The organism is Paraburkholderia sp., from assembly GCF_035501035.1.
Lineage (GTDB): Bacteria > Pseudomonadota > Gammaproteobacteria > Burkholderiales > Burkholderiaceae > Paraburkholderia.
In genome coordinates this window covers 1-25,079 of record NZ_DATJWR010000412.1, presented here as the reverse complement: position 1 = coordinate 25,079, position 25,079 = coordinate 1, and the positions used below count along the sequence as shown (strand labels likewise).

The following is a 25,079-nucleotide window of genomic DNA, read 5'->3' as shown; positions in this document are numbered from 1 at the left end:
CGCGCGCCGCGCCGGACAGATCATCAACCGCGCGTCGCTCGATCTCGACCTCGTGCAGGTCGCGAAGAAGCAGCACAACGATTTCGTCACGGAAGTCGACAAGGCGGCCGAAGCCGCCATCATCGAAACGCTCAAGACCGCGTACCCCGACCACGCGATCCTCGCCGAGGAATCGGGCGAGTCGGAGAACGAATCCGAGTACCAGTGGATCATCGATCCGCTCGACGGCACGACCAACTTCATTCACGGCTTCCAGTACTACTGCGTCTCGATCGCGCTCGTGCACAAGGGCATCGTCACGCAAGCCGTGGTCTATGACCCAACGCGCAACGACCTCTTCACCGCTTCGCGCGGCCGCGGCGCGTTCCTGAACGATCGCCGCATCCGCGTGGGCCGCCGCGACCGTCTCGCCGATGGCCTGATCGGCACCGGCTTTCCGTTCCGCGAGAAGGCCGGCCTCGAGGGCTACTGCGAACTCTTCGCCGAAATGACCAACGCCTGCGCGGGCCTGCGGCGCCCGGGCGCGGCCGCGCTCGATCTGGCGAACGTCGCAGCGGGCCGCATGGACGGTTTCTTCGAGCAGGGCCTCAATCCGTGGGACGTCGCCGCGGGTGGCCTGCTCGTGACGGAAGCCGGCGGCCTCATCGGCAACTACACGGGCGACTCGGACTTCCTGCACGTGGGCGAAGTCGTTGCGGGCAATCCGAAGATCTACGCGCAGATGGTGCCGATCCTCTCGAAGTACTCGCGCGTCAACAAGGCGGCCTGAGCGGCCATGCGCGGCCCGGCCCACACACCCGTACGCCGCTACGCCGGGCGCGCCCGGTGCGGCCCGGGCCACGCGCGCGCAACGAGCGGCTTCGGCCGCTTTTTTGTTTTACGCGCCGCCGCGCTGCAAAGGGAGCACGCACGCATCCGATGAAAAAGGGCTTCTCTACGATCATCGCCGCACAGTTCGTGTCGTCGCTCGCCGACAATGCGCTTCTCATCGCGGCGATCGCGCTGCTCACGGTCATCGCCTCGCCCGCCTGGGTGACGCCGCTCCTGCAGATCTTCTTCACGATCTCCTACGTGCTGCTCGCGCCGTTCGTCGGCGCATTCGCCGACGCCCTGCAAAAGCGCCACGTGATGTTCGTCTCGAATGCGCTGAAGGCCGGTGGCTGCCTGCTGATGATCGCGGGCGTCCATCCGATGATCGCCTATGGCGTGGTCGGCTTCGGCGCAGCGGCCTACTCGCCCGCAAAGTACGGAATCCTTACGGAATTGCTGCCACCCGAAAAGCTCGTCGCCGCCAATGCGTGGCTGGAATCCGCCACGGTGCTCTCCACCATCGTCGGCACGATGATGGGCGGCGCGCTCGTCTCGACCTGGGCCGATCGCTTCGTGACTCGCCATGCGCTGCCGCTCATTCATTCGGCCGCCGACCTCGCGATGTTCGCCGTGATGCTGACCTACGCACTCGCCGCGCTCATCAACGTGGGGATTCCCGACACGGGCGCACGTTACGAGAACCGGCTCAAGGAACCCGCGCGACTCGTCGGCGATTTCATGCATTGCTTCAACGTGCTATGGGCCGACAAGCTCGCACAAATCGCGCTCTGGGTCACGACCCTGATGTGGGGCGCGGCCGTCACGTTGCAGTTGCTCGTGCTTAAGTGGGCCGACGTGAACCTCGGCCTTTCACTCTCGAAAGCAGCCGTCATGCAGGGCGTGACCGGGCTCGGCATTGCACTCGGCGCCGGCGCGGCGGCCGCGTGGATATCGCTGCGAGCCTCGCTGCGCGTGCTGCCCGTGGGCATTCTGTGCGGCCTCGTTGCCATGGGCATGGCTTTCTACAGCAAGGGCCTTTTCCCAGGCGGTATGGGTGTTCGGTTCGGCACCTTTATCGTGCCCTTCTATCTGCTCTTCGCGTATCCGCTGATGGTGCTGCTCGGCGTGCTCGCGGGCTTTTTCATCGTGCCGATGAACGCGTTGCTCCAGCATCGGGGCGCGACGCTGCTCTCCGCGGGCCACTCGATCGCCGTGCAGAATTTCAACCAGAATCTCGCGGTGCTGCTGATGCTCGGCGCCTACGCGCTCCTGCTCACCGCGAAGATTCCGGTGCAGTGGATCATCGTCGTGTTCGGCTTGTTCGTTACCGCGATGATCTGGCTCGCCATGCGGCGCAGTGCGACAAACGCGCGCACAGTGGACCTGCAGGCGCTGGTCGACGAGTAGCGAACCCGCCTGTGGCACGTCGTTAGCCGAACGGCTAGCTTCACATGCAATCGGCACGCGTTAAACTCACGCCCTGGACCCCCAAGCAAGACTCCGAGGATGGCTACACACACCGCCGGCGCAGCCGACAACGCGCAACACACCCCCATGATGCAGCAGTACCTGCGCATCAAGGCCGATCATCCGGGCACGCTCGTGTTCTACCGGATGGGCGACTTCTACGAGCTCTTCTTCGAAGACGCCGAGAAGGCCGCGCGCTTGCTCGACCTCACGCTCACGCAGCGGGGCGCCTCGGCAGGCAATCCGATCAAGATGGCGGGCGTGCCCCATCACGCGGTCGAGCAGTACCTCGCAAAGCTCGTGAAGCTCGGCGAATCGGTCGCGATCTGCGAGCAGATCGGCGACCCGGCCACCTCGAAGGGCCCGGTCGAGCGCAAGGTCGTGCGCGTCGTCACGCCCGGCACGCTGACCGACGCCGCCCTGCTCTCCGACAAGAACGACGTCTACCTGATGGCGGTGTGCCCGGGCCACAACCGGCGCGGCGTGACGGTCAACGTCGGCCTCGCGTGGCTCAATCTCGCAAGCGGTGCACTGCGCCTCGCGGAAGTCGCGCCGGAACAGGTCGCGGCCGCGTTCGAGCGCATTCGTCCGGCCGAAATTCTCGTCGCGGAAATGCCGGCGGAAACGGCAGCCTGGGCGCCGCCCGCCGGCACCGGCGCGCTCACGCGCGTACCGGCGTGGCACTTCGACGTGAGCTCGGGCGAGCAGCGCCTGTGCGACCAGCTCGAAGTGGCGAGCCTCGATGGCTTCGGCGCGCAAACGCTCACGAGCGCATGCGGCGCGGCGGGCGCGCTGCTGCTCTATGCGGCCGCCACTCAGGGCCAGCAACTGCGCCACGTGCGCAGCCTGAAGGTCGAAGTCGAATCGGAATACATCGGGCTCGATCCCGCCACACGGCGCAACCTCGAACTCACGGAAACGCTGCGCGGCACCGAATCACCCACACTCTGCTCGCTGCTCGACACCTGCAGCACGGCAATGGGCAGCCGCCTGCTGCGTCACTGGCTGCATCACCCGCCGCGCGAGGCGGCAATTGCGCAAATGCGCCAGCAGGCCATCGGCGCGCTGCTCGAAGCACCGCCGCACGCGAGCGTCGATACGTTGCGCAGCGCCTTGCGTCAGATCGCGGATGTCGAGCGCATCACAGGGCGGCTCGCGCTGCTCTCGGCGCGCCCGCGCGATCTTTCCAGCCTGCGCGACACCTTCGCCGCGCTGCCCGCGCTGCGAGAGCAGGTCGCGGCCGCAAGTGGCGCGGCGCCGTCGCTCGCGCACATCGCCGAGGCGCTCGAGCCGCCCGCGGAATGCGCGGCGCTGCTGCAACGCGCGGTCGCGCCGGAGCCCGCGGCCATGGTGCGCGACGGCGGCGTGATCGCACGCGGCTACGACGCGGAGCTCGACGAACTTCGCGACATTTCGGAAAACTGCGGCCAGTTCCTGCTCGAGCTCGAAACGCGCGAGCGCACGCGTACCGGCATCGGCAATCTGCGCGTCGAGTACAACAAGGTGCATGGCTTCTACATCGAAGTCACGCGCGGCCAGACGGACAAGGTCCCCGACGACTATCGCCGCCGCCAGACGCTCAAGAACGCCGAACGCTACATCACGCCGGAACTCAAGACGTTCGAGGACAAGGCGCTCTCAGCGCAGGAACGCGCGCTCGCGCGCGAGAAAGCGCTCTACGACGCGCTGCTGCAGGCACTCCTGCCGTTCATACCCGAGTGCCAACGCGTGGCCGCGGCGCTTGCGGAACTGGACCTGCTGGCTGCGTTTGCCGAACGCGCCCGCGCACTCGACTGGAATGCGCCCACGTTCTCGGAGGCGCCCGGCATCGAAATCGAGCAAGGCCGCCATCCTGTGGTCGAAGCGCAAGTCGAGCAGTTCATCGCCAATGACTGCCTGCTTGGCGCCGAGCGCAAGCTCTTGCTCATCACCGGCCCGAACATGGGCGGTAAGTCGACCTTCATGCGTCAGACCGCGCTGATCGCCCTGCTCGCCTACGTGGGCAGCTACGTGCCGGCAAAGCGCGCGCGCTTTGGGCCGATCGACCGCATCTTCACGCGCATCGGCGCCGCCGACGACCTCGCGGGCGGCCGCTCGACCTTCATGGTGGAGATGACCGAGGCCGCGGCGATCCTCAACGACGCCACGCCGCAAAGCCTCGTGCTGATGGACGAGATTGGGCGCGGCACCTCCACGTTCGACGGTCTCGCACTCGCGTGGGCCATCGCGCGGCACCTGCTCGCGAGCAACGGCTGCCACACGCTCTTCGCGACGCACTACTTCGAGCTCACACAACTGCCCGCCGAATTCGCGCAGGCGGCGAACGTGCATCTCTCGGCCGTCGAGCATGGTCATGGCATCGTCTTCCTGCACGCGGTGGAGGAAGGCCCGGCTAACCAGAGCTACGGCCTGCAGGTCGCGCAGCTCGCAGGCGTGCCGGCTCCCGTGATCCGCGCCGCACGCAAGCATCTCGTGCATCTGGAGCAACAGTCGGCAGGACAACCCACGCCTCAGCTCGATCTTTTCGCACAGCCTGCCGCCGACTCCTACGACGAAGCGTCAATCGTGGAAGATCGCGCCTCGCCCGCGGTAGCGGACGATCCCGCTGCGTCGCTGGTCGCACAGCGGCTGCGCGAACTCGATCCAAACGAGTTGCGCCCGCGCGAAGCACTCGATCTGTTGTACGAACTGCATGAGCTGGCCACAGCGCCGGGCGCGAAACGCTGAGCGTCGCCTCGCGACGCAGCCGCGGCCGCCGCAGCCGGCGGGCCGCGGCTGCTTTGACTCGCGCCATCTTATAATTATGCGCAGCGTGATCGGCGCGCTGATGCTGGCGTCGTCACTTGGCTCGCCGCTTGCCGCGCATGCGCAGCCGCCGCGCTATGCCTTCGCGGTCGTGGCGAACGTGGTCACTTCGCAATCCGAGGAAGCGGCTGCGCAGCGCCTTATCGACGCTATCGGGCGCGATCCCCAAATCACCTCTATCGTCTACGACGGCAACCTCAAGGGTGCGCACGAAGCCTGCGCCGACCATCTGTACGAGCGCCGCCACGACCTGCTTGCGGCGGCGCGTGCGCCACTCATCTTCGTGCCCGGCGAACGCGACTGGGTCACCTGCGGCACGAATGGCTCGGGAGCCTACGATCCCGTCGAGCGACTCGATTACCTGCGTCAGAACTTCTTCGCCGACTCCAATTCGCTCGGCCAGAATCCGTTGACGCTCACACGCGAGAGCGAAGTTTCGCGCTTCAGACCGTATCGCGAAAATGTGCGCTGGCAGTACGGCGATACTGTGTTCATTGCCTTGAATGTGCCGGACGGCAACAATCACTATCTCAATGCGGGTGGGCGCAACGGCGAGTTCGAAGACCGCGTGATCGCCAACGGCTTCTGGCTCGAGCACGCGGCTGAATATGCGAAGCGCCGCAACGCACGAGCGATCATCATCTTCATGCAAGGCAATGCGCTGCCCGAGCACTACGAGCGCCCTGACCGCTTCGCGTGGCTGCGCCTTCACCGCCCGCCCCGCGATGGCTATCTGGAATTGCGCCGCAGCCTCGTGAAGCTCGCACAGACGTTCCGCGGCCCGGTGATCATCGTGAATGCCGACGACTCGAAGCTCGCGCGCGGCTTCACGATCGATCAGCCGCTGCGCAACGAAAAGGGAGTGAGGATAGAAAACGTCACGCGCATCGCGTTCGCGCTGCACGACCCGCTCACGCAATGGCTGCAGGTGGACGTCGACATGGCGCGCGGCACGCCGCTACACGTGAGCGTGCGCGACGTACCCAAACATCTGCCGCCACTGCCCATGCAGCCGGCGCCCGGCATGCCGGGCGCCGGGCAATCGCCCTCGATGCCAGAGATGCCTGAGGTGTCGTCAATGCCGGATGTGACCGAAATTCCCGGGATGCCGCAATCGCCCGATGTAGCACCCGCGACACCCGGCACACCGGGACCCGCGTTGCCCTCCGGCGGACAGCCTGCTGGCAATGGCGTGCTGATGCCAGCGTGGCCCGCGCAGGGCAGCCACAGTGATCTGCATGGCCTAAGCGGTCCAAACGGCCAGGCCGGCCCGAATGGCGGAAATAGTGGGAATGGTGTGAATAGCGAAAGCGGTGGCACAGGCCAGCCGCTGCCACCCGGCGCACCGGCGTCGGGCGGCTTTGCGCACTGATCAAGCCGGATCAGTGCAGGGTGGGTTTCGAAGCGGCTTCGTCACCGTCGTCTTCTTCGTCTTCGTCGATGATTTCGAGGCCATCCGCGCCGTGGGCGTGCTCATGTTCAATTTCATCTTCGGTGGCTTCGCGCACTTCCTTGACGGTCAGTGCAAAACGCAGCGCCATGCCAGCGAGCGGATGATTGCCGTCGAGCACGACTTTGTCTTCCGCAACGTCCGTGACCGTATAGATCAGCGTGTCGAGATCTTCGTCGCCCTCTTCGGGCGTGCCTTCGAACTGCATGCCGACTTCGAGCGGCTCGGGAAAGCGGTTGCGCGGCTCAATCTTGACGAGATCGGGATCGTACTCCCCGAACGCGTCCTGCGGCTCAAGCTGGATCTGGGTCTCGAAGCCCGGCTCCTTGCCGTCCAGCACTTCCTCGATCTTGGGGAACGTGCCATCATAGCCGCCGTGCAGATAGACCATCGGCTCGTCGCTCTCCTCGATCAGATTGCCCTGCGCATCCGATAGCTTGTAAGCGACCGACACGACGGTGTCCTTTGCGATTTTCATTCGATCCTCCAGAATACAGACGACATTATACGATGCCGAAGCGGTCCCCAGACCACCCGGTGGACGCGCGCAAGCGGCGCGCCCCCCTCCCCCTGGCATGTCCCGCGCCCGATGTCGCCACGCCGCTTCTGGGCGGCCTGACTCCGGCGCAATTCATGCGCAAATACTGGCAGAAAAAGCCGCTCTTGATCCGCAAGGCGATCCCCGACATCGAGGCTCCGCTCTCGCGCGACGAACTCTTTGCGCTCGCCGACAGCGACGATGTCGAGTCGCGCCTCATCACGCATTTCCGCCGTCGTTGGGCGCTCGAGCATGGTCCGTTCTCCGCGGACGAGCTGCCCACGCCCAAGACCCGCCAGTGGACCCTGCTCGTGCAGGGAGTCGATCTGCATGACGACCGCGCCCGCGCCCTGCTCGAGCGCTTTCGCTTCGCGCCGGATGCGCGCCTCGACGATCTCATGATCTCGTACGCGACGGACGGCGGCGGCGTCGGCCCGCACTTCGATTCGTACGATGTCTTTCTGTTGCAGGTGCACGGCAGGCGCCGCTGGCGCATTGGTGCGCAGCGCGACCTGTCGCTGGAGGAAGGCCTGCCGCTGAAGATTCTCGCGAACTTCGAGCCCGAGGAAGAATGGGTGCTGGAGCCGGGCGACATGCTGTACCTGCCGCCGCACATCGCGCACGACGGCGTTGCCGAGGGCGAATGCATGACCTGTTCGATCGGCTTTCGTTCGCCTTCCACGAACGAGCTGACGAGCCAGTTCCTGTACTGGCTGGCCGAGCGCCGCTCAGACGACGACAACGGCAAACCCTCCCTCTACCGGGATCCGGATCAGCCCGCCGTGGCGCACCCGGCGCAGCTCCCCCCGGCACTCGTGGAGCGCGTTGCCGGCGTGCTTGCTAAAGTACGCTGGGCCGACGCCGATGTTTCCTCGTTCGTGGGTTCGTGGCTGTCCGAGCCGAAGCCGAACGTCGTGTTCGACGCCCCCGAAAAGCCGCTCGACGAAGCACGCTTCGCTGCGAGAGCGGCAAAAAGCGGGATAACACTCGACCGCCGGACGATCCTGCTTTACGATGCCCGATCGTATTACCTGAACGGGGAACAATACTTGCTCAGAGAGGCGAGAAAGTGGCTGCCGGCATTGGCCGACAATCGCTTTATGGACGGGAAACGCTTTGTAACACTCTCACACGATTCGTGTATGACATCGTTGCTGCACGAGTGGTATCGTGCGGGCTGGATACGGATTGGGGTGCTTGCCTAAGCACTTCGGACTGTTATACCGTACTAAAATAGTACTTGTATGAGAAAGACAACGTATTGTCCCCGGATTTGTCGACGGTCGATACGAAAGTGCCTATAATTTCCGGCCAGGCCGTAGGGAAGATTCACGCTCTTGCAGTGCGTCTCCACCAGCGGCTCAGGTCGGTGTTGGGGCACATTTACCGGTATTATTTTGCGCTGTTGCTTACCTTTAACCATAAAAGGACGTGATCATGAAGAAATCCCTCCTCGTAGCATCCCTGCTGGCAGCTGTTGCACTGGCTGCGTGCAACAAGAGCAGCGACCAAGCTGCTGCGCCGGCTAGCGATGCGACCGCTGCTTCGGCACCGGCTGCCGCCGCTTCGGACGCTGCTGCTGCTGCCTCGGGCGCTGCAGCTGCTGCGAGCGACGCTGCTGCTTCGGCTACCGCCGCTGCTTCGGACGCCGGCGCTGCCGCTTCGGACGCTGGCGCTGCTGCTTCGGCCGCTGGCGCTGCTTCGGGCGCAAGCCAGTAAGCTGCGTTCGCACGAGGCTCGCATGGGATCTCGGTCCTAAGCGGGCGTCGAAGCGAACCGTCGCACAGTCTGGCGCCAGCGTCATACGTACGACGGGCAAGCAAAAAAGCCACGAACTCTCGTTCGTGGCTTTTTTGCTATGCAGTGCAGGCAAACATCGCGCTAGCGCTCAGCGCGCGGCTCCCCCTCTTCCCCCCCGCCTTCACCCTCGAAGAACGCCCTCACCACCTCGATTTCGCGGGTTCGCTTGAACGGTGGCAAGCTTTGCCAGATGCGTCGCCCGTAAGGCTTATCGACGAGACGCGTATCGCAGATCATCAGCACGCCGCGATCGGTTTCCGCGCGAATCAGCCGCCCTGCACCCTGCTTGAGCGTGATTACGGCCTGCGGCAGCTGGTGGACCGCGAACGGGCTCAGACCTTTCTTTGTCAGCGCATCGAGGCGCGCCGCCAGCACCGGATCGTCCGGCGGCGCGAATGGCAGCTTGTCGATCACCACGAGCGAGAGCGCGTCGCCGCGCACGTCCACGCCTTCCCAGAAGCTCTGGCTACCCACGAGAATCGCATTGCCATACGCACGAAAACGCTCGAGCAGTTCAGTGCGGCTCGCATCGCCCTGTACGAGCAGCGGCGTGCTCCAGCCACGTGCCTCGATCGTGTCGCGCAGCTTCGCGGCAATGCGGTCGACGGCGCGCAATGTCGTGCATAGCATGAAGACGCCGCCGCCCGACGCCTCGATCGCCGGCAGCGCCGCCTCGAACACGGCATCGGTGAACTGCGGGGAGGACGGCTGCGGCATATTGCGCGGCACGTAGAGCAGCCCTTGCGAAGGATAGTCGAACGGGCTTGGCAGCGTCATCGAGCGGCGCGAGCTCAACCCCATCTGCGCCGCGTAGTGCGTGAAGTCGCCGCGCACCGATAGCGTGGCCGACGTGAAAATCCACGTGCGCGGCACCCCGGCGCGCTGCTTCGCGAAGATCGGTGCCACCGAGAGCGGCGTTTCGTGCAGTTGCACCGTGTGCGAAAACACTTCGACCCAGCGGACTTTTTCGTCGGGGTCGTCGGCCGCGTGAGTGTCTTCCTCGCGCTCTTGCGCGCGGGCCGTCGCTGCGGCGTCCGCCGGCACGGTCCAGCCCGCCAGGATGCCCTGCAGCTCGCGAGCGCGCCGCAGACATGTGCCGAGCGACTCCGCACGCTCGGCCTGACCGGCGAGCGCCGTGGCAAGTGCGCCCAGTTCGGTTTGCAGCGCGTCCAGTGCGTCGAAGAGCGGGTGATCGGCAGGCATCTGCGTGATCGAGATCCGCAGCGAGTCTTCCTTGAACGCAAGCCGCACGTCGCGCGCCGCGCGCTCCAGCGCCGCGCCTAGCTTGACCCACTCCACTGCGTCGCGCGCATGGCTCAAGCCTTCGGCGACACAGTCGCGCGCGAGCTCGAGGAACTGCGCCGTCGAGAGCGTTTCGCCGAAGAAGAGCGTCGCCGTTTCGGGTAGCTGATGCGCCTCGTCGAAGATGATCGTGTTCGCGCTCGGCAGCAGCTCCGCCATGCCCGTGTCGCGCAACATAATGTCGGCGAAGAACAGATGGTGATTCACCACCACGATATCGGCCTGCTGCGCCTCGCGGCGCGCCTGCATTACGAAGCAGTCCTTGTAATGTGGGCACTCCTGGCCGAGACAGTTGTCGCGCGTCGAGGTCACCATCGACCACACCGCCGCCGTCTCGGGCACACTCGCCAGCTCAGCCTTGTCGCCCGAGCGCGTGATCTTCGCGAAACGCACGATCTCCTGCAAATACGCGGTTTCCTGGCGCGACGGCAGTCGACCATTGTCCGCCGTGCGTTGCAGATAGTAGTGGCACAGGTAGTTCGCGCGGCCCTTGAGCATCGCGACGCTCACAGGCACGGCGAGCGCATCGCGCACGGTGGGAATGTCGCGCGCGAAAAGCTGGTCCTGCAAATGTTTGGTGCCCGTCGAGACGATCACCTTGCCGCCCCACAGCATGGCCGGCACGAGGTACGCATAAGTTTTGCCGGTGCCCGTACCCGCTTCGACGATGAGCGTGTTGTCGCCCGCTTCGCTGGCGGCACGCGCCGCTTCCTCGGCGCCCGGCTGGAGCGCAACCGGCGCCCCGCGCTCGAGCCGCCGGGCGGGACGCGACTGCGCTTCGAACATGGCGGGCTCCGGCAACGCCTGCGCCGCGGCTTCCATCGCGGCCGCAACGGCGCGCGCCATTTCGATCTGCGCAGCACGCGGGCGATAGCCGTCGATCTCGCGCGCGAGCAGGCCGTTGGCGGCGAAGAGTTCGTCGAGCTCGGAGGCGCGGCGCGCGCTCAATGCGGGCGCCGAAGCCGCCGGGGACGATCCGGTGGCGCGCACGTCAGCCGCCGGCGCGCCGCTTTCGCGCGCGGGCCGGGAACGGGACACGGTCGTTGAATTCAAGGCAAGCGGTTCCTGCTCGGTCCAAAAGGGCGCGGCCCGCCGATTGCCGCGCCCCGGCGCCTGCCAGGACCCGGGATCAGGCGTGCCCGTCCGAAGTCTTCGTTGAATCGGGGTCCAGCTGCAGTTGCAGCAGGAGGATGTTGTCCTTGACCTTGAGCTTGCGCTTTTTCAGCTTCTGCAGTTCGAGATCGTCGTAGTCCGGGGTGCCGCACATCCTGTCTATCAGGCGGTCCAGATCGCCGTGCTCGGATTCCAGTTGCAGAATGCGGTCACGAAGGACCTCGACCTTGACTTCACGATGCTCGCGCATGCTCGCCTCCTCGACATATGCGGCGCGCGCTTGCGAAGGACGACGCGCCTGAGGTTGCTGTCCGGCTGAAAAAGCGTGCTACTCGTGCTACTGGTCTTGCTGCTCTTGCTGCTGCTTTTGTTGTTGCTGCTGCTGTTCTTGTTGCTGCTTTTGCTGCGCCTTCTCGGCCGCCTGCTTCTGACGCTCTTCCACGTCAGCCTTGTGCTTCGCCGCGTCTTCCTGCTTCTGCTGGTAGCGCTGGGCCTTCTGGGAGCGCTCCTGCCCCTTCTGCTCGCCCTGGCGACGCGCTTCATCCAGTTGATTCTGGAAATTCGCCTGCTTCTGCTCGTATGCCGCCTGGTTCGCATCGCGCTGCGATTGCTCGCCTTCGCGTTGCGCCTGCGCCAGTGCATGCTGCCGCTGCTTCTCTTGATACGCCTGCTCGTTCGCCGCGCGCTGCGGCGCTTCCGCCTCGCGCTGCGCTTGATCTAGCGCATGCTGCTGCTGTTTCTGCTCGTACGCCTGCGCACTCGCCGCCTCGTTGGCGGCGCGCTGCGGTGCGTTCGCCTCGTCCTGCGCGCGCTTCAAGGCGGCCTGCTGGTCGCGCTGCTGCGCATGCGCGGCACGCTTCTCGCCGTCGAGAGCCAATTGCTCGCGCCGTATGTCCGCCTGAACCACGCGCATCTGGTCACGCGCCTTACCGAGGCAATGATTCACGAAGAACGTGCTATAGCAGTCGTGCTGTGCCACTGCATAGCGATAGTTGTTCTCCGCGGTCCGACGATCCAGCACCATTTGCCGCGCGTCAAAATCGCTCTGCGTCGCCGCCGTGCCCACTGCCGCTCCAGACGCAGCGAGCGGCGCATTGTCCGATGCACCGGACGACATAGTGGACGGCGCCGCGAGCGCACCCTGCGCCTGCTCCGAACCGGACACCGTCACGGCTTGCGCGAGGGCCGGAACGCTCATCCCCGCGCTCAGCGCGACAGCGCAAACTGCCCCGAGGGCGGCGAGGCGCCATCCAACGCCAAACAACGCGCGAAACCGGGCAAGGGGCGATTCAGGGGAAAAGCGGGAGGTCGTCAACGTCTTCTGTGGGCAGCGGAACATGGCTGAAATTCTAACACCCCCCGAGTTGAGCGCTCCTCCATTTATGGCAAAATGCCCCGCTCCACCGACCGGCGCGCATGCCCGGCAAAGAGCCTGCGGGACCTTGGGGCAATCCCGGGCGCTCCAGTGTGCCCCGGCCGCCGGACCGAAAACCGATCCTCGCAGGAGTATCCAGACCCTATGACGGAAAACGTAGCACTCAAGATCGTCCAGCGTATCGCCACCGAGCTGGCCGTGCAGCCGCGCCAGGTCGCGGCCGCCGTCCAGCTCCTCGACGAAGGAGCGACCGTTCCGTTCATCGCCCGTTATCGCAAGGAAGTCACGGACAACCTCGACGATACGCAACTGCGCACGCTCGAAGAGCGCCTGCTCTATCTGCGCGAGCTCGAAGAGCGCCGCGCCACCATCCTCGTGAGCATCGACGAGCAAGGCAAGCTCACCGACGAATTGCGCAAAGCCATCGAGGCCGCCGACAGCAAGCAGGTGCTCGAAGATCTCTATCTGCCCTACAAGCCCAAGCGCCGCACGCGCGCGCAGATCGCGCGCGAAGCCGGCCTGCAGCCGCTCGCCGATGCGCTGCTCGCGAACCCGCTGCTCGATCCGCAAACGGAAGCCGCGCAATACGTGAATGCCGACAAGGGCGTCGCCGATGTGAAGGCCGCGCTCGACGGCGCGCGCGACATCCTCTCCGAACAGTTCGGCGAAACTGCCGAGCTGCTCGGCAAGCTGCGCGAATGGCTGCACAACCAGGGCGTGGTGAGCTCGAGCGTGGTCGAGGGCAAGGAAAACGAGGAAGGCGAGAAGTTCCGCGACTACTACGACTACTCCGAGACTATCAAGACGGTGCCGTCGCACCGCGCGCTCGCGCTCTTCCGCGGCCGCAACGCCGGCGTGCTAATGGTCAAGCTCGGCCTTGGCGGCGAACTCGATGCACAGGTGCCACACCCGGGCGAAGCGATGATCGCGCGCCACTTCGGTATCGCGAACCAGAACCGTCCCGCAGACAAGTGGCTCTCCGACGTGTGTCGCTGGTGCTGGCGCGTGAAGGTGCAGCCGCACCTCGAAAACGAGCTGCTCACGAATTTGCGCGAACTGGCCGAGACTGAAGCGATCCGCGTATTCGCACGCAACCTCAAGGACCTGCTGCTGGCCGCACCGGCGGGCCCGAAGGCCGTGATCGGCCTGGATCCCGGCTTGCGCACAGGCGTAAAGGTGGCCGTGGTCGACCGCACCGGCAAGCTGCTCGCCACCGACACGATCTACCCGCACGAACCGCGCCGCGACTGGGACGGCTCGATCGCGAAGCTCGCGCGCCTTGCCGCGCAGACCGAGGCGCAACTCGTCAGTATCGGCAATGGCACGGCTTCGCGCGAAACCGACAGGCTTGCGAGCGAACTCATCTCGAAGCACCCGGATCTCAAGCTGCAGAAGATCGTCGTCTCCGAAGCGGGCGCGTCGGTTTATTCCGCGTCCGAACTGGCGGCCAAGGAATTCCCCGATCTCGATGTTTCGCTGCGCGGCGCGGTTTCGATCGCACGCCGGCTGCAGGACCCGCTCGCCGAACTCGTGAAGATCGAGCCGAAAGCGATCGGCGTAGGCCAGTACCAGCACGACGTGAACCAGCGCGAACTCGCACGCTCGCTCGATGCCGTCGTCGAGGACTGCGTGAACGCCGTGGGCGTCGACGCGAACACGGCATCGGTCGCCCTGCTTGCGCGCGTGTCGGGCCTGAACGCCACGCTTGCCCGCAATATCGTCGACTATCGCGACGCCAACGGCCCCTTCCCTTCACGTGAGCATCTGAAGAAGGTGCCGCGCCTCGGCGACAAGACCTTCGAGCAGGCCGCGGGCTTTTTGCGCATCAACGGCGGCGACAATCCGCTCGATCGTTCTTCGGTGCACCCGGAAGCGTATCCGGTGGTCGAGCGCATGCTCGCGAAAATCAAGCGCACGATCAGCGACGTGCTCGGCAATCGCGAAGCGCTTTCCGGCCTCGCGCCCACCGAGTTCGTCGACGAACGCTTCGGTCTGCCGACGGTTCGCGACATCCTTAGCGAACTGGAAAAGCCGGGCCGCGATCCGCGCCCCGAGTTCAAGACCGCGACGTTCCGCGACGGCGTCGAGAAGGTGTCCGATCTCGTGCCGGGCATGCTGCTCGAAGGCGTCGTGACGAACGTGGCCGCATTCGGCGCGTTCATCGACGTTGGCGTGCATCAGGACGGCCTCGTGCACGTTTCGGCCATGTCGACGAAATTCATCAAGGACCCGCACGAAGTCGTGAAGGCCGGTCAGGTCGTTAAGGTGAAGGTGCTCGACGTCGACGTGAAACGTCAGCGCATCGCGCTCACGATGCGTCTCGACGATGATCCGGCGGGCGCCGGCGCATCGCGCGGCGGCAGCAGTGGCAGCGGCGTTCAGGCAGGCAACCGCGGCGACAATCGCGGCGGCGGCTATCGTGACAACCGCGGTGAAAGCCGCGGCGGCCAGCGTTCGCGCGACGCCGAACCGGCGGGCGCCATGGCAGCGGCATTCGCGAAGCTCAAGCAACGCTGATGCGCGCATGGCGCAACGTGAGCTCAACCAAGCTCACGTTGCGCAAGCAACAAAAAAGGCGCCGCGGCGCCTTTTTTGTTGGTCGAAACGTTACCGACTGTGCCAGTCAGATCTCGATCTTCGTGCCGAGCTCGACCACGCGATTCGCAGGAATGCTGAAGAAGTCGGTGGGCTTTGCGGCGTTCTGATGCATCCAGGCGAATACGCGCTCGCGCAGGATCGACATGCCGGGCAGTTGCGTTGGCACGACCGTCTCGCGGGCGATGAAGAACGACGTATCCATCATCTCGAACGTCATGTTGTGCGCGCGGCCGATGCCTTCGAGCACCGCCTGCACGTCGGGTGTCTCGTTGAAGCCGTAGTCCGCCTTCGCGAGATAGAGCCCTCCGCCGATGTCCTTCCACGTCACGCGGTCTGCCTCGGCCACGTAAGGGATGTCGCGAATCACGAACGTCAGGAAGATCGTGCGCTCGTGCAACACCTTGTTGTGCTTGAGATTGTGCAGCAGGCTAACCGGCACGAGCGTTTCGCTGCCCGTGAGATAGATCGCCGTGCCTGACACGCGGTGCGGTGGGTGCGCAAGCAGGCCCTGCAGGAAGGGCATGAGCGGAATACCATCCGCGGCCGTGCGCTCCTTCACGATCATGCGGCCCTTGAACCAGGTCATCAGCAGGAAGAAGAGCAGCGCGCCAATGCCGAGCGGCAGCCAGCCGCCCTCTTCGACCTTCAGCAGGTTCGCACCGAAGAAGCCGAGATCGACGGTCATGAAGCCGCCGATGATGAGCGCGACGAGCGCCCTGTTCCACTTCCATACATTCACCATCACGACGCTCGCGAGCACGGTGGTGATGACCATGGTCGCCGTCACGGCAATGCCGTAGGCCGCGGCCAGGTTGTCCGAGCTCTTGAAGCCGACCACGATGCACAGAATGATGAAGAGCAGCATCCAGTTCACGACTGGCACGTAGATCTGACCGATGGCGAGGTCCGAAGTGTGCAGCACCTTCATGCGCGGCACGTAGCCGAGCAGGATGGCCTGACTCGTGAGCGAGTACGCGCCCGAAATCACGGCCTGCGAGGCGATGACGGTGGCCACGGTAGAGAGCACGACGAGCGGCAGCAGCGCCCACTCCGGCGCGAGCAGGAAGAACGGGTTCTCGATCGCGCGATGGTCCTGCATCAGCAGCGCGCCCTGCCCGAAGTAATTGAGCACGAGCGAGGGCATCACGAGCGTGTACCAGGCGTAGCGAATCGGCTGCGCGCCGAAGTGGCCCATGTCAGCGTACAGCGCTTCCGCGCCGGTCAGCACGAGCACCACCGAGCCGAGCACCACGTAAGCCTGCAGCAGGTGCGCACCCATGAAAGCGACAGCGTAGTACGGATTGAACGCCGCGAGGACGCCGGGGACCTGCACGATCCGCGATACGCCAAGCACGCCGATGGTCACGAACCACAGCACCATGATCGGCCCGAACAGCCGCCCGACGAGCGCGGTGCCGTGCCGCTGGATCCAGAACAGCGCGATCAGGATCACCATCGTGAGCGGCAGCACGAGCTCCGAAAGCTTGGGCGCGGCGATCTCGAGGCCTTCCACTGCCGAAATCACCGAGATGGCCGGCGTGATGACCGCGTCGCCATAGAACATGCACGCGCCAAAGATGCCGAGCGCCGTGAGCACGGCGGCACCCTTGCTCTTGCGGTTGAACGAGCGCATCGCGAGCGCCATCAGCGCGAGCACGCCGCCCTCGCCGTTATTGTCGGCGCGCATCACAAAGAGGACATATTTGACGCTCACCACAATCACGATCGCCCAGAAGAGGAGCGAAATGACGCCGAGAATGGAGGTGTCGTTGAGCGGTATGCCGTGCGAAGGGCTGAACGCCTCTTTCAGCGAATACAGCGGACTCGTGCCGATGTCGCCGAACACCACGCCGATGGCCGCTACGGCGAGAGAAGGTAGCGGCTGCTTGGCCACGTGTGTGCTAGTTGTCATATACGCGGTAATCCGTTTCGAGGCGGAAAAAACGAGCGCTATTCTAAACCGGGCCGCGGCAGAAACCGAGCCCTCGTCGCGGCACTGCGACATACCTCGCCCCGCGCAGTTTAGCATTGGCCCTTGACGCCGTCTGCCCGTGTGCGTCCGCTCGCGCCGGCGGCGAGCGCCGCGCCGCGTAACCGGCCGGCAGTGCGGCAGCGCGCGACCGTGAAAAAAAACGGAGCCATGAAGGCTCCGTTCGTAGATCTGATCACCGCATGGCCCAAGAGCCCCGGTGAGGCAAATCGCGCCTTACTTCTGCGCGTCTTGCTGCCGCTGCTGCAGACCACGCTTGATCCACGCGCCGAGATTATGCGGGCGCACCGTGTCCCACTCCTCGAACGGCTGGTGGATCCACGGATTCGTGGGCAGATGCTGGACGAAATAGTCCGGCTTCACCTTCGAGCAGCCCTTGTACCAGAGCACCGCTGAGCGCACGCCAGTCACGGCCGGATAGCGCTCCTTGAGGTGCTCCTGCACGCGAGCGAGCGTCACGCCCGAATCGACGAGATCATCGACGAGCAGCACATTGCCCGAGAGCTCGCCACGCGTCATCGTGATGTATTGCGCGATGTCGAGATCGCCTTGCTGCGTGCCGGCGGCCTCGCGGTACGAACTCGTCGCGAGAATCGCGAGCGGCAGGTCGTAGATGCGCGAGAGCTGGTCGCCCACGCGCAGCCCGCCGCGCGCGAGACACAGGATCTGATCGAATTTCCAGCGCGACTCGTGTACCTGTAGTGCGAGCACCTCGATCAGCCGGTGATACTCATCCCAGCCGACCCACAGGTTTTTCTCATCGTTGCGCGGATCCGTCATTTGAATCATTGAGCTTCTACCTCTTTTCTACTTCTTCTTTCACACCTTGAACGGATGACGCAGCAGGATCGTTTCGTCGCGATCCGGGCCAGTCGACACCATGTCAATCGGCACGCCGGCGACTTCCTGCACGCGCGTGAGGTAGGCCTGCGCGCTCTTCGGCAGCGCGTCCCACTGCGTGATGCCGATGGTGCTTTCCTTCCAGCCTTCGAAGGTCTCGTAGACCGGCTCGCACGCCGCCACTTGCGACGCGCCGCGCGGCAGAATGTCCACGTCCTTGCCATCGACCTTGTAGCCCACGCAGAGCTTCACTTCGTCGAGACCGTCGAGCACGTCGAGCTTGGTGATGCACAGGCCCGTCACGCCGTTGATCTGGATCGAACGGCGCAGCGCGGCTGCGTCGAGCCAGCCGGTGCGGCGCGGACGGCCCGTGACCGAACCGAATTCCTTGCCCACCTTCGCGAGCGTGAGGCCCACTTCTTCCTGGCGCTCGGCGTTGTCGGCGTCGTAGAGCTCGCTCGGGAACGGACCCGAGCCGACGCGCGTGCAGTAAGCCTTGGTGATGCCGAGGATGTAGTTGAGTTGCTGCGGACCGACGCCCGCGCCCGCTGCGGCCGCACCCGCCACGCAGTTGCTCGACGTGACGAACGGATAGGTGCCGTGGTCGATGTCGAGCAGCGTGCCTTGCGCGCCTTCGAACAGCAGGTTGCCGCCCTGGCGGTTCACGTCATAAAGACGACGCGAAACGTCCGTTACCATCGGCTTCAGACGATCGGCGTACGAGAGCATCGTGTCGAGCGTTTGCTGGAAGTCCACCGAGGCAGCGCCCAGGTATTGCGTGAGCACGAAGTTGTGATAGTCGAGGTTATCGCGCAGGCGCTCGGCGAAGGCTTCCGGCTCGAACAGGTCCTGCACGCGCAGACCGCGGCGCGCGACCTTGTCCTCGTATGCGGGACCGATGCCGCGGCCTGTCGTGCCGATCTTGGCCGCGCCGCGCTTCGCTTCGCGCGCCTGGTCGATGGCGATGTGATACGGCAGGATCAGGGTGGTGGCTTCGGAGATGAAGAGGCGCTTCTGGACGTCGATGCCCGCTTCTTCGAGTTCGCCGATTTCTTTGAACAGGGCCTCGGGCGAGAGCACCACGCCGTTGCCGATGTAGCAGGCGGTGCCGGCGCGCATGATGCCCGACGGGATCAGTCGGAGAATGGTCTTCTTGCCGCCGATGATGAGCGTATGGCCGGCGTTGTGACCGCCCTGGAAACGCACCACGCCTTGCGCGTGGTCCGTCAGCCAGTCGACGATCTTGCCCTTGCCCTCATCGCCCCATTGGGTGCCCACGACGACGACATTGCGCCCCGGGGTTACATTCACTGCGCTGGCAGACATGGTGTTTCGTTAGCTGGTTAAAAACGTATTTTACCTGGGTTCGGCGGCAAGGCCGCCTTTTTTTCCCCAAATTCGCGGAATTTCCTTTTGCACTCAACGGCATGCGCGTGGCGAAGCGCCCTCGGGGACGCTTGCGGCACCGATTTACGGGCGGCGCAAATGGCCGCCCGAGTGCGTTCTCAGATGCGCTTCTCAGACATGTTGCTCGACGACCCAGACACCGTCGCGCTCGACCAGTACGCGGTCGCACGCGAACTCGTCCATATCGTGCTCGTGGCCCGGCAGCGCCTGGATCACGACCTCGCCCGCATCGCGCAGCGCCGAGATGGCGGCGCGCAGCGCCTCGTCGTGGCGCCACGGCGCGAGAATCGCGCTGCTGCGCGCCTCGACGGGCGAAATACGCGCCACTTCACGCAGATCGAGCGAGAAACCCGTTGCCGCTCGCGCGCGCCCGTACGCCTCGCCGACCTTGTCGTAGCGGCCGCCACGCGCGACGGCGTTCGGCACGCCATCCACATACGCCGAGAACATTACGCCGCTGTGATAGGCGTAGCCGGCGAGGTCCGCGAGGTCGATCATCAGCTCCGCGCCCTCGATGCCGCGCACGAGGAACGCCAGGTCGTCGAGCGCGCGCGCAATGCCGGGCAGCGCCGGCAGGCGCTTGCGCGCCTCGTCGATCACGCTCGCGTCGCCGTAAAGCGACGGCAGCGCGCGCAGCGCGTCGCGCGAGACGGGTTCGAGATTCTGCGTGAGCTCCGCGAGACGCGGCACGTCCTTGCCAGCCAGCGCTTCATACACGGCGTCGCCGAGCGCGGCAGCCTGCGGATCGGCCTCGAAAATCGCGGCGAGCACACCCGCATGCGAGAGGTCGAGACGCACCTTCGTGAGACCCGCGAGGCGCAGCGCGTCGAGCAATAGCTGCTGGATCTCGAGGTCTGCTTCGAGACCCGCATGGCCGTAGATTTCGGCGCCGATCTGGATCTGCTCGCGCGTGGCGTGCAGTCCGCGCGGGCGCGTGTGCAGCACGTTGCCCGCGTAGCACAGGCGCGTCACGCCCTGACGGTTCAGGAGGTGAGCGTCGATCCGCGCGACCTGTGGCGTGATGTCGGCGCGCAGGCCGAGCGTGCGGCCCGAGAGCTGATCGACGAGCTTGAACGTGCGCAGGTTCAGGTCGCGGCCGCTGCCCACGAGCAGCGATTCGAGATATTCGAGCAGCGGCGGCATGACCATTTCGTAGCCATAGGCACGGAAGCGGTCCAGCAGGCGGCGGCGCAGCTCTTCGATCTTGCGCGCCTCGGAAGGCAGCACGTCCGCAATATTCTCGGGAAGTAACCAGGTCGACATCGGTTGAGTCCTACCACAATGAGGGGCGCGCGCGGCATGATGCCACGCGGGCCGAAAATCCGGAATCCGGCAATAATTTGGCGACGGCCCGCAAGCCGTCAGGTCGCCAGCATCAGCAGCACGAGGCCAAGCCCCATCACGATGAGCCCGCCGATCCGGATGTGATGCGGCGGCCGTTCCGCAATTTTACGGAATGTGTCGCGCCACGCCGTCGGAAAGACGAACGGGAACATGCCCTCGATAATCAGCATCAGCGCGATCGCGAGCAAGAGGGAGCCAGCTATGTCCATGCGAAAAAAATGCGCCGCGCGTCGCGCGGCGCCTGTGTCTCATTTTGTTTAGTGTCTACGCGACGCAGCGGGAGCCGGCGACGTATCACCGCCGTTCGCCCCACCGTTCGGACCGCGCATGAAGCGGAAGAAGTCGCTCGATGAATCGACCACGATCACGTCGCCGGGCCTGAAGCTCTCACGGTACGCCAGCATGCTCTGATAGAAGCGGTAAAAGTCCGGGTCGCGCCCGAAGGCTTCGGCGGCGATCGCAGCAGCCTTGCCGTCGCCCTCGCCCTTGATCGCCTGAGCCTGCGCGTAGGCGTCGGCCATCACGCCCTGCTGCTTGCGCTCCGCGTCGTCCTTGATCTGCTGCGCCTCGGCCGCGCCCTTTGCTCGGATATCGGCCGCCGCCTGCTCGCGCGCGGTGCTCATGCGCTTGAACACCTCCTCGGCCAACTCCGGCGGGTAATCGACGCGCGTGAGCTCGATCGCGATCACGTCGATACCGAGCGGCGCCGCGGCCTCGCGCAGCGCGTCGCGCGCGCTGTTGGCGATGGCCTCCTGCTGCGAGAGCACCTCGCTCAGCGTGACCTTCGAGATGGCATCGCCAAGCGCGTCGCGCGAAAGCCCAGCGAGGCGGTCGGAGAGCGTCTGCGCGTCGCCCTTCGTTGCGGCGAAGAGCTTGAGCGGGTCGGCGATGCGATAGCGCACGACCGGGTTCACGAGCAGTTCGGTCTTGTCCGAGGTCGTGAAGCGGTCGGCATCGGGAGCATCGAACGCCTGGATACGCGTGTCGATCCACGTGACGGTCTGGAACGGCGGAGGCAGCTTCACATGCAGCCCCGGACCGGCGAGTGTGGCGTTGGCGCCGCCCGAAGACGAGACGATGCCCACGTGGCGCGGATCGACCATGAATACCGCCGACGAGGCGACCAGCACGACAACCACGACTGCAACGACGAGCGCAATGATCTTGTTCATATTGGCGCTCCCGTTATTGGACGTCTTCTTCGCGGCCACGCGAGCGGAACGCATCGCGCGAGCGGAAGGCGTCGCTCGCGGCGGCCGCTGCGTCGCTGGCCGTGGGCGCGGGCGCCGCGCCTTGCTGCTGGGCGCCTTGCTGTTGCGTGTCGCTGCCGGCCGCAGGAGCGGAAGCCGCGTTGGCGTCCGAAGCCGCGCCAGCGCCCACCCCGGCGACACCCGCAGCAGCGGGCGCGCCGGATGCCCCTGCCGCCGCAGCCGCGGCGCGCAGCCGCGTCGCGTCGACGAGCTTGTCGAGCGGCAGATAGATCACGTTGTTGCCTGACTTGCTGTCGACGAACACCTTCGTCGCATTCGAATAGATGTGCTGCATGGTGTCGAGATACATGCGCTCGCGAATCACCGCCGGCGCCTTCGCGTATTGCTCGTAGACCCGCGTGAAGCGCTGCGCGTCGCCCTGCGCCTGCGCAACCACGCGGTCGCTGTACGCCTTGGCGTCGTCGATGAGACGCGCCGAGTCGGCCTGTGCTCGCGGCAGCAACTGGTCGGCGTAGGCCTGTGCGTCGCGCTTCGCGCGGTCGCGGTCCTGGCGCGCCTTGGCCTCGTCGTCGAACGCGGCCTGCACCCGATCGGGCGCCGACACGCTCTGGATCGCCACCCCCGTTACGCCGAGACCCGTCTTGTACTCGTCGAGCGCGTGCTGGATCGTGTCGGCGAGTTGTGCGCGAATCGGCTCGCGGTCTGCGTAAAGCATGTCGCTCGTGCTGCGTGCGCCTACCACCGTGCGCACCGCGGCCTGCGCGGCCTGGCTCACGGTGAGGTCGGGGTCGACGCTGCGGAAGAGATAGTCAGTGGGCTGCTTCACCTGGTACTGCACCGTGAAGCGCACATCGAGAATGTCGCCGTCGTGCGTGAGGACTGCGGCGTCCTTCACGTTCGCCGGGCGCACGAGGTTGCTGCGGCCGATCTCGACGGCGCGGATCTGGCCGACATTGACGATTTCGTGAGTCTGGAACGGATACGGCAAGCGCCAGTGCACGCCCTGCCCGACCGTGTGGCGGTATTGCCCGAGTTGCAGCACGACGCCGGCCTGCCCTTCCTGGACGACGAACACGCCGCTGCCCACATAGATCGCGATAAGCACGCCGAGCACGATACCCACGCCGATGCGCGCGCCATGACCGTTGTCCGGGCGCGACCCGAAGCCGCCTGGACCCTTGCCCTTGCGGCCGAAGAAAGCAGACACCCGGCGGTTGAAGTCGCGCCACATTTCGTCGAGATCCGGGGGACCGTCGCCCTTGTCCCCGTTGCCGCCCTTGTTGCCGTTATTGCCTGAAGGGCGACGCGCATCGTCAGATTGCTGGCCATTGCCGTCGCCTCGCCCCCAACGCGGGTCGTTCAACGAGAAAATGGCACGCGTGCGCTGCCAGCCAGTCCGCTTGTTGTAATCGTTCACCTGTGTTCGTTCACCAGAGTAGACAGCGGGTCAATTGCGTGCGGATTCCATCGGATCCGCCGGGCCGGCCTCGCTTCAACGCAACGCCGGGCGCGCTTCAGCGCTCGTGCTCGGGTTCCCAGCGAGGTTCTTGCTGCACCGCGTTCCAGTCGGCGGCCAAGGGCTGCGATGCCTCGGCCAGTGGCTCGGCAGTCGCGATTTCGGCGATGGCGGAGCGCAGCGCATCCAGTCCGACGCCCGTGCGTGCACTCAAAAAGACGCGCGAAATATTACCATATTCGTCCCGCTCGACCGTTCCGCCACGGGCCGCCAGCTCAGGCACGGCGTCGATCTTGTTGAAGACGAGCACCTGGCGGATCGCATCCGCGCCGATATCGTGCAGCACCTCGTTCACCTGATCGATCTGGTCGAGGCGCACGGCGCTCGACGCATCCACCACGTGCAGCAGCAGGTCGGCCTGAACCGTTTCCTGCAGCGTCGCGCGAAACGCCGCGACAAGCTGGTGAGGCAGTTCGCGAATGAACCCCACCGTATCGGACAGCACGATCTGCCCCACGCCGTCCCCGAGCCAGACGCGCCGCGAGGTCGTGTCGAGCGTCGCGAACAACTGGTCGGCCGCGTAGGCCTGAGCCTTCGTGAGCGCGTTGAAGAGCGTGGATTTGCCCGCGTTCGTATAGCCCACGAGCGAGACCGACATCGTGCGATTGCGCTCGCGCGCTCGCCGCTGCGTGCCGTGCTGGCGACGCAGCTTCGCAAGCTTGCCCTGCAGCATCTTGATGCGCTCGCCGATGAGCCGGCGGTCGGTTTCGAGCTGCGTTTCACCCGGGCCGCGCAGGCCGATACCGCCCTTCTGGCGCTCGAGGTGAGTCCAGGCGCGCACGAGACGCGTGGCGAGATACTGCAGTTGCGCGAGTTCGACCTGCAACTTGCCTTCATGGCTGCGCGCGCGCTGCGCGAAGATGTCGAGAATGAGGCTTGTACGGTCGACCACGCGACGATTCAGCGCACGTTCCAGATTGCGTTGCTGGGCGGGCGAAAGTGCGTGATTGAAGATGACGATTTCGACGTCGTTCGCCTCGCAGGCGAGACGCAATTCCTCGGCCTTGCCGCTGCCGATGAACATGGCGGCATCAGGGCTCGAGCGTCGGCCGGTGAGCGTGACAGCAGGATTGGCGCCCGCACTTTTGGCGAGCAGGCTGAGTTCTTCGAGACTGGCTTCGAAGTCGGTCTTGCCGAAGTCGATGCCGACGAGCGCGGCGTTGATCAAATTAGCGGATATCAAAATGGAAGCGGCCGGACCGGGATCGCCTGCGAGGCGCCCCGGGCCAGCCGCAACATGGGTCAGGACGCTTCCGCATCCGGGTGGAAGTTCACCGGACGGGCCGGAACCACCGTCGAAATGGCGTGCTTATAAACCATCTGCGTAACCGTATTACGGAGCAACACGACGTACTGGTCGAACGATTCGATGTTCCCTTGAAGCTTGATGCCGTTGACCAGATAGATCGAAACAGGCACGTGCTCCTTGCGCAGCGCGTTCAGAAACGGGTCTTGTAACAATTGCCCTTTGTTGCTCATAGCAAACTCCGTATTTTTTTGCAGGTTTAACTTA

Annotated in this window: 20 protein-coding genes; 7 read left to right on the top strand and 13 right to left on the bottom strand. The window is 65.2% G+C overall.

Annotated elements, in window-relative coordinates:
- The 4 genes from VMJ11_RS29650 to VMJ11_RS29635 all read left to right on the top strand — a co-directional run.
- Positions 1–769, top strand: a 769-nt coding sequence (locus tag VMJ11_RS29650) for an inositol monophosphatase family protein (protein WP_325624357.1), incomplete at its 5' end; no start/stop codon positions are given.
- A gap of 149 nt (positions 770–918) precedes the next feature.
- Entirely contained in the window at positions 919–2,217 is a 1,299-nt protein-coding gene (lplT, locus tag VMJ11_RS29645) for a lysophospholipid transporter LplT (protein ID WP_325624356.1), read from the top strand.
- A gap of 99 nt (positions 2,218–2,316) precedes the next feature.
- Positions 2,317–5,004 (top strand): DNA mismatch repair protein MutS, encoded by a 2,688-nt coding sequence (mutS, locus tag VMJ11_RS29640; RefSeq protein WP_325624354.1) that lies wholly within the window; start codon positions 2,317–2,319, stop codon positions 5,002–5,004.
- 100 nt (positions 5,005–5,104) lie between these two features.
- Positions 5,105–6,454 (top strand): hypothetical protein, encoded by a 1,350-nt coding sequence (locus VMJ11_RS29635; RefSeq protein WP_325624352.1) that lies wholly within the window; start codon positions 5,105–5,107, stop codon positions 6,452–6,454.
- A 10-nt stretch (positions 6,455–6,464) separates the two neighbouring features.
- On the opposite strand, the gene VMJ11_RS29630 is transcribed toward VMJ11_RS29635, so the two are convergent.
- On the bottom strand, positions 6,465–7,010 hold the full coding sequence (locus VMJ11_RS29630; protein ID WP_325624351.1) for a peptidylprolyl isomerase: 546 nt from the start codon (positions 7,008–7,010) through the stop codon (positions 6,465–6,467).
- Between the two features lie 32 nt (positions 7,011–7,042).
- On the opposite strand from VMJ11_RS29630, the gene VMJ11_RS29625 reads away from it, so the two are divergent.
- The gene (locus tag VMJ11_RS29625) at positions 7,043–8,275 is read left to right on the top strand and encodes a cupin domain-containing protein (RefSeq protein WP_325624349.1); all 1,233 of its coding nucleotides are present in this window, start codon (positions 7,043–7,045) and stop codon (positions 8,273–8,275) included.
- 232 nt (positions 8,276–8,507) lie between these two features.
- A complete protein-coding gene (locus VMJ11_RS29620) occupies positions 8,508–8,789 on the top strand; it encodes a hypothetical protein (protein WP_325624347.1) in 282 nt (93 codons plus the stop codon).
- 162 nt (positions 8,790–8,951) lie between these two features.
- On the opposite strand, the gene VMJ11_RS29615 is transcribed toward VMJ11_RS29620, so the two are convergent.
- From VMJ11_RS29615 to VMJ11_RS29605, 3 genes are all read right to left on the bottom strand, one after another.
- On the bottom strand, positions 8,952–11,225 hold the full coding sequence (locus tag VMJ11_RS29615; protein ID WP_325624345.1) for an ATP-dependent DNA helicase: 2,274 nt from the start codon (positions 11,223–11,225) through the stop codon (positions 8,952–8,954).
- 76 nt (positions 11,226–11,301) lie between these two features.
- Positions 11,302–11,535 (bottom strand): DUF465 domain-containing protein, encoded by a 234-nt coding sequence (locus tag VMJ11_RS29610; protein WP_325624343.1) that lies wholly within the window; start codon positions 11,533–11,535, stop codon positions 11,302–11,304.
- Between the two features lie 87 nt (positions 11,536–11,622).
- Complete coding sequence (locus VMJ11_RS29605) at positions 11,623–12,624, bottom strand: hypothetical protein (RefSeq protein ID WP_414694499.1); 1,002 nt, start codon at positions 12,622–12,624, stop codon at positions 11,623–11,625.
- A 180-nt stretch (positions 12,625–12,804) separates the two neighbouring features.
- Between VMJ11_RS29605 and VMJ11_RS29600 the strand changes: the two genes are divergently transcribed.
- On the top strand, positions 12,805–15,177 hold the full coding sequence (locus VMJ11_RS29600; RefSeq protein WP_325624339.1) for a Tex family protein: 2,373 nt from the start codon (positions 12,805–12,807) through the stop codon (positions 15,175–15,177).
- Positions 15,178–15,283: 106 nt separating this feature from the next.
- On the opposite strand, the gene VMJ11_RS29595 is transcribed toward VMJ11_RS29600, so the two are convergent.
- The 9 genes from VMJ11_RS29595 to hfq all read right to left on the bottom strand — a co-directional run bounded on the left by VMJ11_RS29595 (position 15,284) and on the right by hfq (position 25,045).
- Entirely contained in the window at positions 15,284–17,170 is a 1,887-nt protein-coding gene (locus VMJ11_RS29595; protein WP_325624337.1) for a potassium transporter Kup, read from the bottom strand.
- A 294-nt stretch (positions 17,171–17,464) separates the two neighbouring features.
- Positions 17,465–18,037 (bottom strand): phosphoribosyltransferase, encoded by a 573-nt coding sequence (locus VMJ11_RS29590; RefSeq protein ID WP_325624335.1) that lies wholly within the window; start codon positions 18,035–18,037, stop codon positions 17,465–17,467.
- A gap of 30 nt (positions 18,038–18,067) precedes the next feature.
- Positions 18,068–19,414 carry an adenylosuccinate synthase gene (locus VMJ11_RS29585; protein ID WP_325624333.1) on the bottom strand — a complete coding sequence of 449 codons (1,347 nt, stop codon included), beginning with the start codon at positions 19,412–19,414 and terminating at the stop codon, positions 18,068–18,070.
- 192 nt (positions 19,415–19,606) lie between these two features.
- Complete coding sequence (locus tag VMJ11_RS29580; RefSeq protein WP_325624332.1) at positions 19,607–20,758, bottom strand: ATP phosphoribosyltransferase regulatory subunit; 1,152 nt, start codon at positions 20,756–20,758, stop codon at positions 19,607–19,609.
- Between the two features lie 98 nt (positions 20,759–20,856).
- Complete coding sequence (locus VMJ11_RS29575; RefSeq protein ID WP_028210024.1) at positions 20,857–21,048, bottom strand: DUF2065 domain-containing protein; 192 nt, start codon at positions 21,046–21,048, stop codon at positions 20,857–20,859.
- A 48-nt stretch (positions 21,049–21,096) separates the two neighbouring features.
- Positions 21,097–22,011 (bottom strand): protease modulator HflC, encoded by a 915-nt coding sequence (locus VMJ11_RS29570; protein ID WP_325624330.1) that lies wholly within the window; start codon positions 22,009–22,011, stop codon positions 21,097–21,099.
- Between the two features lie 13 nt (positions 22,012–22,024).
- Positions 22,025–23,467, bottom strand: a complete 1,443-nt coding sequence (gene hflK / locus VMJ11_RS29565) for an FtsH protease activity modulator HflK (protein WP_325624329.1) — start codon at positions 23,465–23,467, stop codon at positions 22,025–22,027.
- A 97-nt stretch (positions 23,468–23,564) separates the two neighbouring features.
- Positions 23,565–24,749, bottom strand: coding sequence for a GTPase HflX (gene hflX / locus VMJ11_RS29560; RefSeq protein ID WP_325624328.1), 1,185 nt, complete (start codon positions 24,747–24,749; stop codon positions 23,565–23,567).
- Positions 24,750–24,808: 59 nt separating this feature from the next.
- Entirely contained in the window at positions 24,809–25,045 is a 237-nt protein-coding gene (gene hfq / locus VMJ11_RS29555; RefSeq protein WP_028210028.1) for an RNA chaperone Hfq, read from the bottom strand.
- Between the last annotated feature and the right edge of the window lie 34 nt (positions 25,046–25,079).

Excerpts from the sequence above, each read along its gene's own strand:
- lplT (WP_325624356.1), top strand. The coding sequence starts at position 919 with ATGAAAAAGGGCTTCTCTACGATCATCGCCGCACAGTTCGTGTCGTCG.
- mutS (WP_325624354.1), top strand. The coding sequence starts at position 2,317 with ATGGCTACACACACCGCCGGCGCAGCCGACAACGCGCAACACACCCCC.
- VMJ11_RS29635 (WP_325624352.1), top strand. The coding sequence starts at position 5,105 with ATGCTGGCGTCGTCACTTGGCTCGCCGCTTGCCGCGCATGCGCAGCCG.
- VMJ11_RS29630 (WP_325624351.1), bottom strand. The coding sequence starts at position 7,010 with ATGAAAATCGCAAAGGACACCGTCGTGTCGGTCGCTTACAAGCTATCG.
- VMJ11_RS29625 (WP_325624349.1), top strand. The coding sequence starts at position 7,043 with ATGCCGAAGCGGTCCCCAGACCACCCGGTGGACGCGCGCAAGCGGCGC.
- VMJ11_RS29620 (WP_325624347.1), top strand. The coding sequence starts at position 8,508 with ATGAAGAAATCCCTCCTCGTAGCATCCCTGCTGGCAGCTGTTGCACTG.
- VMJ11_RS29610 (WP_325624343.1), bottom strand. The coding sequence starts at position 11,535 with ATGCGCGAGCATCGTGAAGTCAAGGTCGAGGTCCTTCGTGACCGCATT.
- VMJ11_RS29605 (WP_414694499.1), bottom strand. The coding sequence starts at position 12,624 with ATGTTCCGCTGCCCACAGAAGACGTTGACGACCTCCCGCTTTTCCCCT.
- VMJ11_RS29600 (WP_325624339.1), top strand. The coding sequence starts at position 12,805 with ATGACGGAAAACGTAGCACTCAAGATCGTCCAGCGTATCGCCACCGAG.
- VMJ11_RS29595 (WP_325624337.1), bottom strand. The coding sequence starts at position 17,170 with ATGACAACTAGCACACACGTGGCCAAGCAGCCGCTACCTTCTCTCGCC.
- VMJ11_RS29590 (WP_325624335.1), bottom strand. The coding sequence starts at position 18,037 with ATGATTCAAATGACGGATCCGCGCAACGATGAGAAAAACCTGTGGGTC.
- VMJ11_RS29585 (WP_325624333.1), bottom strand. The coding sequence starts at position 19,414 with ATGTCTGCCAGCGCAGTGAATGTAACCCCGGGGCGCAATGTCGTCGTC.
- VMJ11_RS29580 (WP_325624332.1), bottom strand. The coding sequence starts at position 20,758 with ATGTCGACCTGGTTACTTCCCGAGAATATTGCGGACGTGCTGCCTTCC.
- VMJ11_RS29575 (WP_028210024.1), bottom strand. The coding sequence starts at position 21,048 with ATGGACATAGCTGGCTCCCTCTTGCTCGCGATCGCGCTGATGCTGATT.
- VMJ11_RS29570 (WP_325624330.1), bottom strand. The coding sequence starts at position 22,011 with ATGAACAAGATCATTGCGCTCGTCGTTGCAGTCGTGGTTGTCGTGCTG.
- hfq (WP_028210028.1), bottom strand. The coding sequence starts at position 25,045 with ATGAGCAACAAAGGGCAATTGTTACAAGACCCGTTTCTGAACGCGCTG.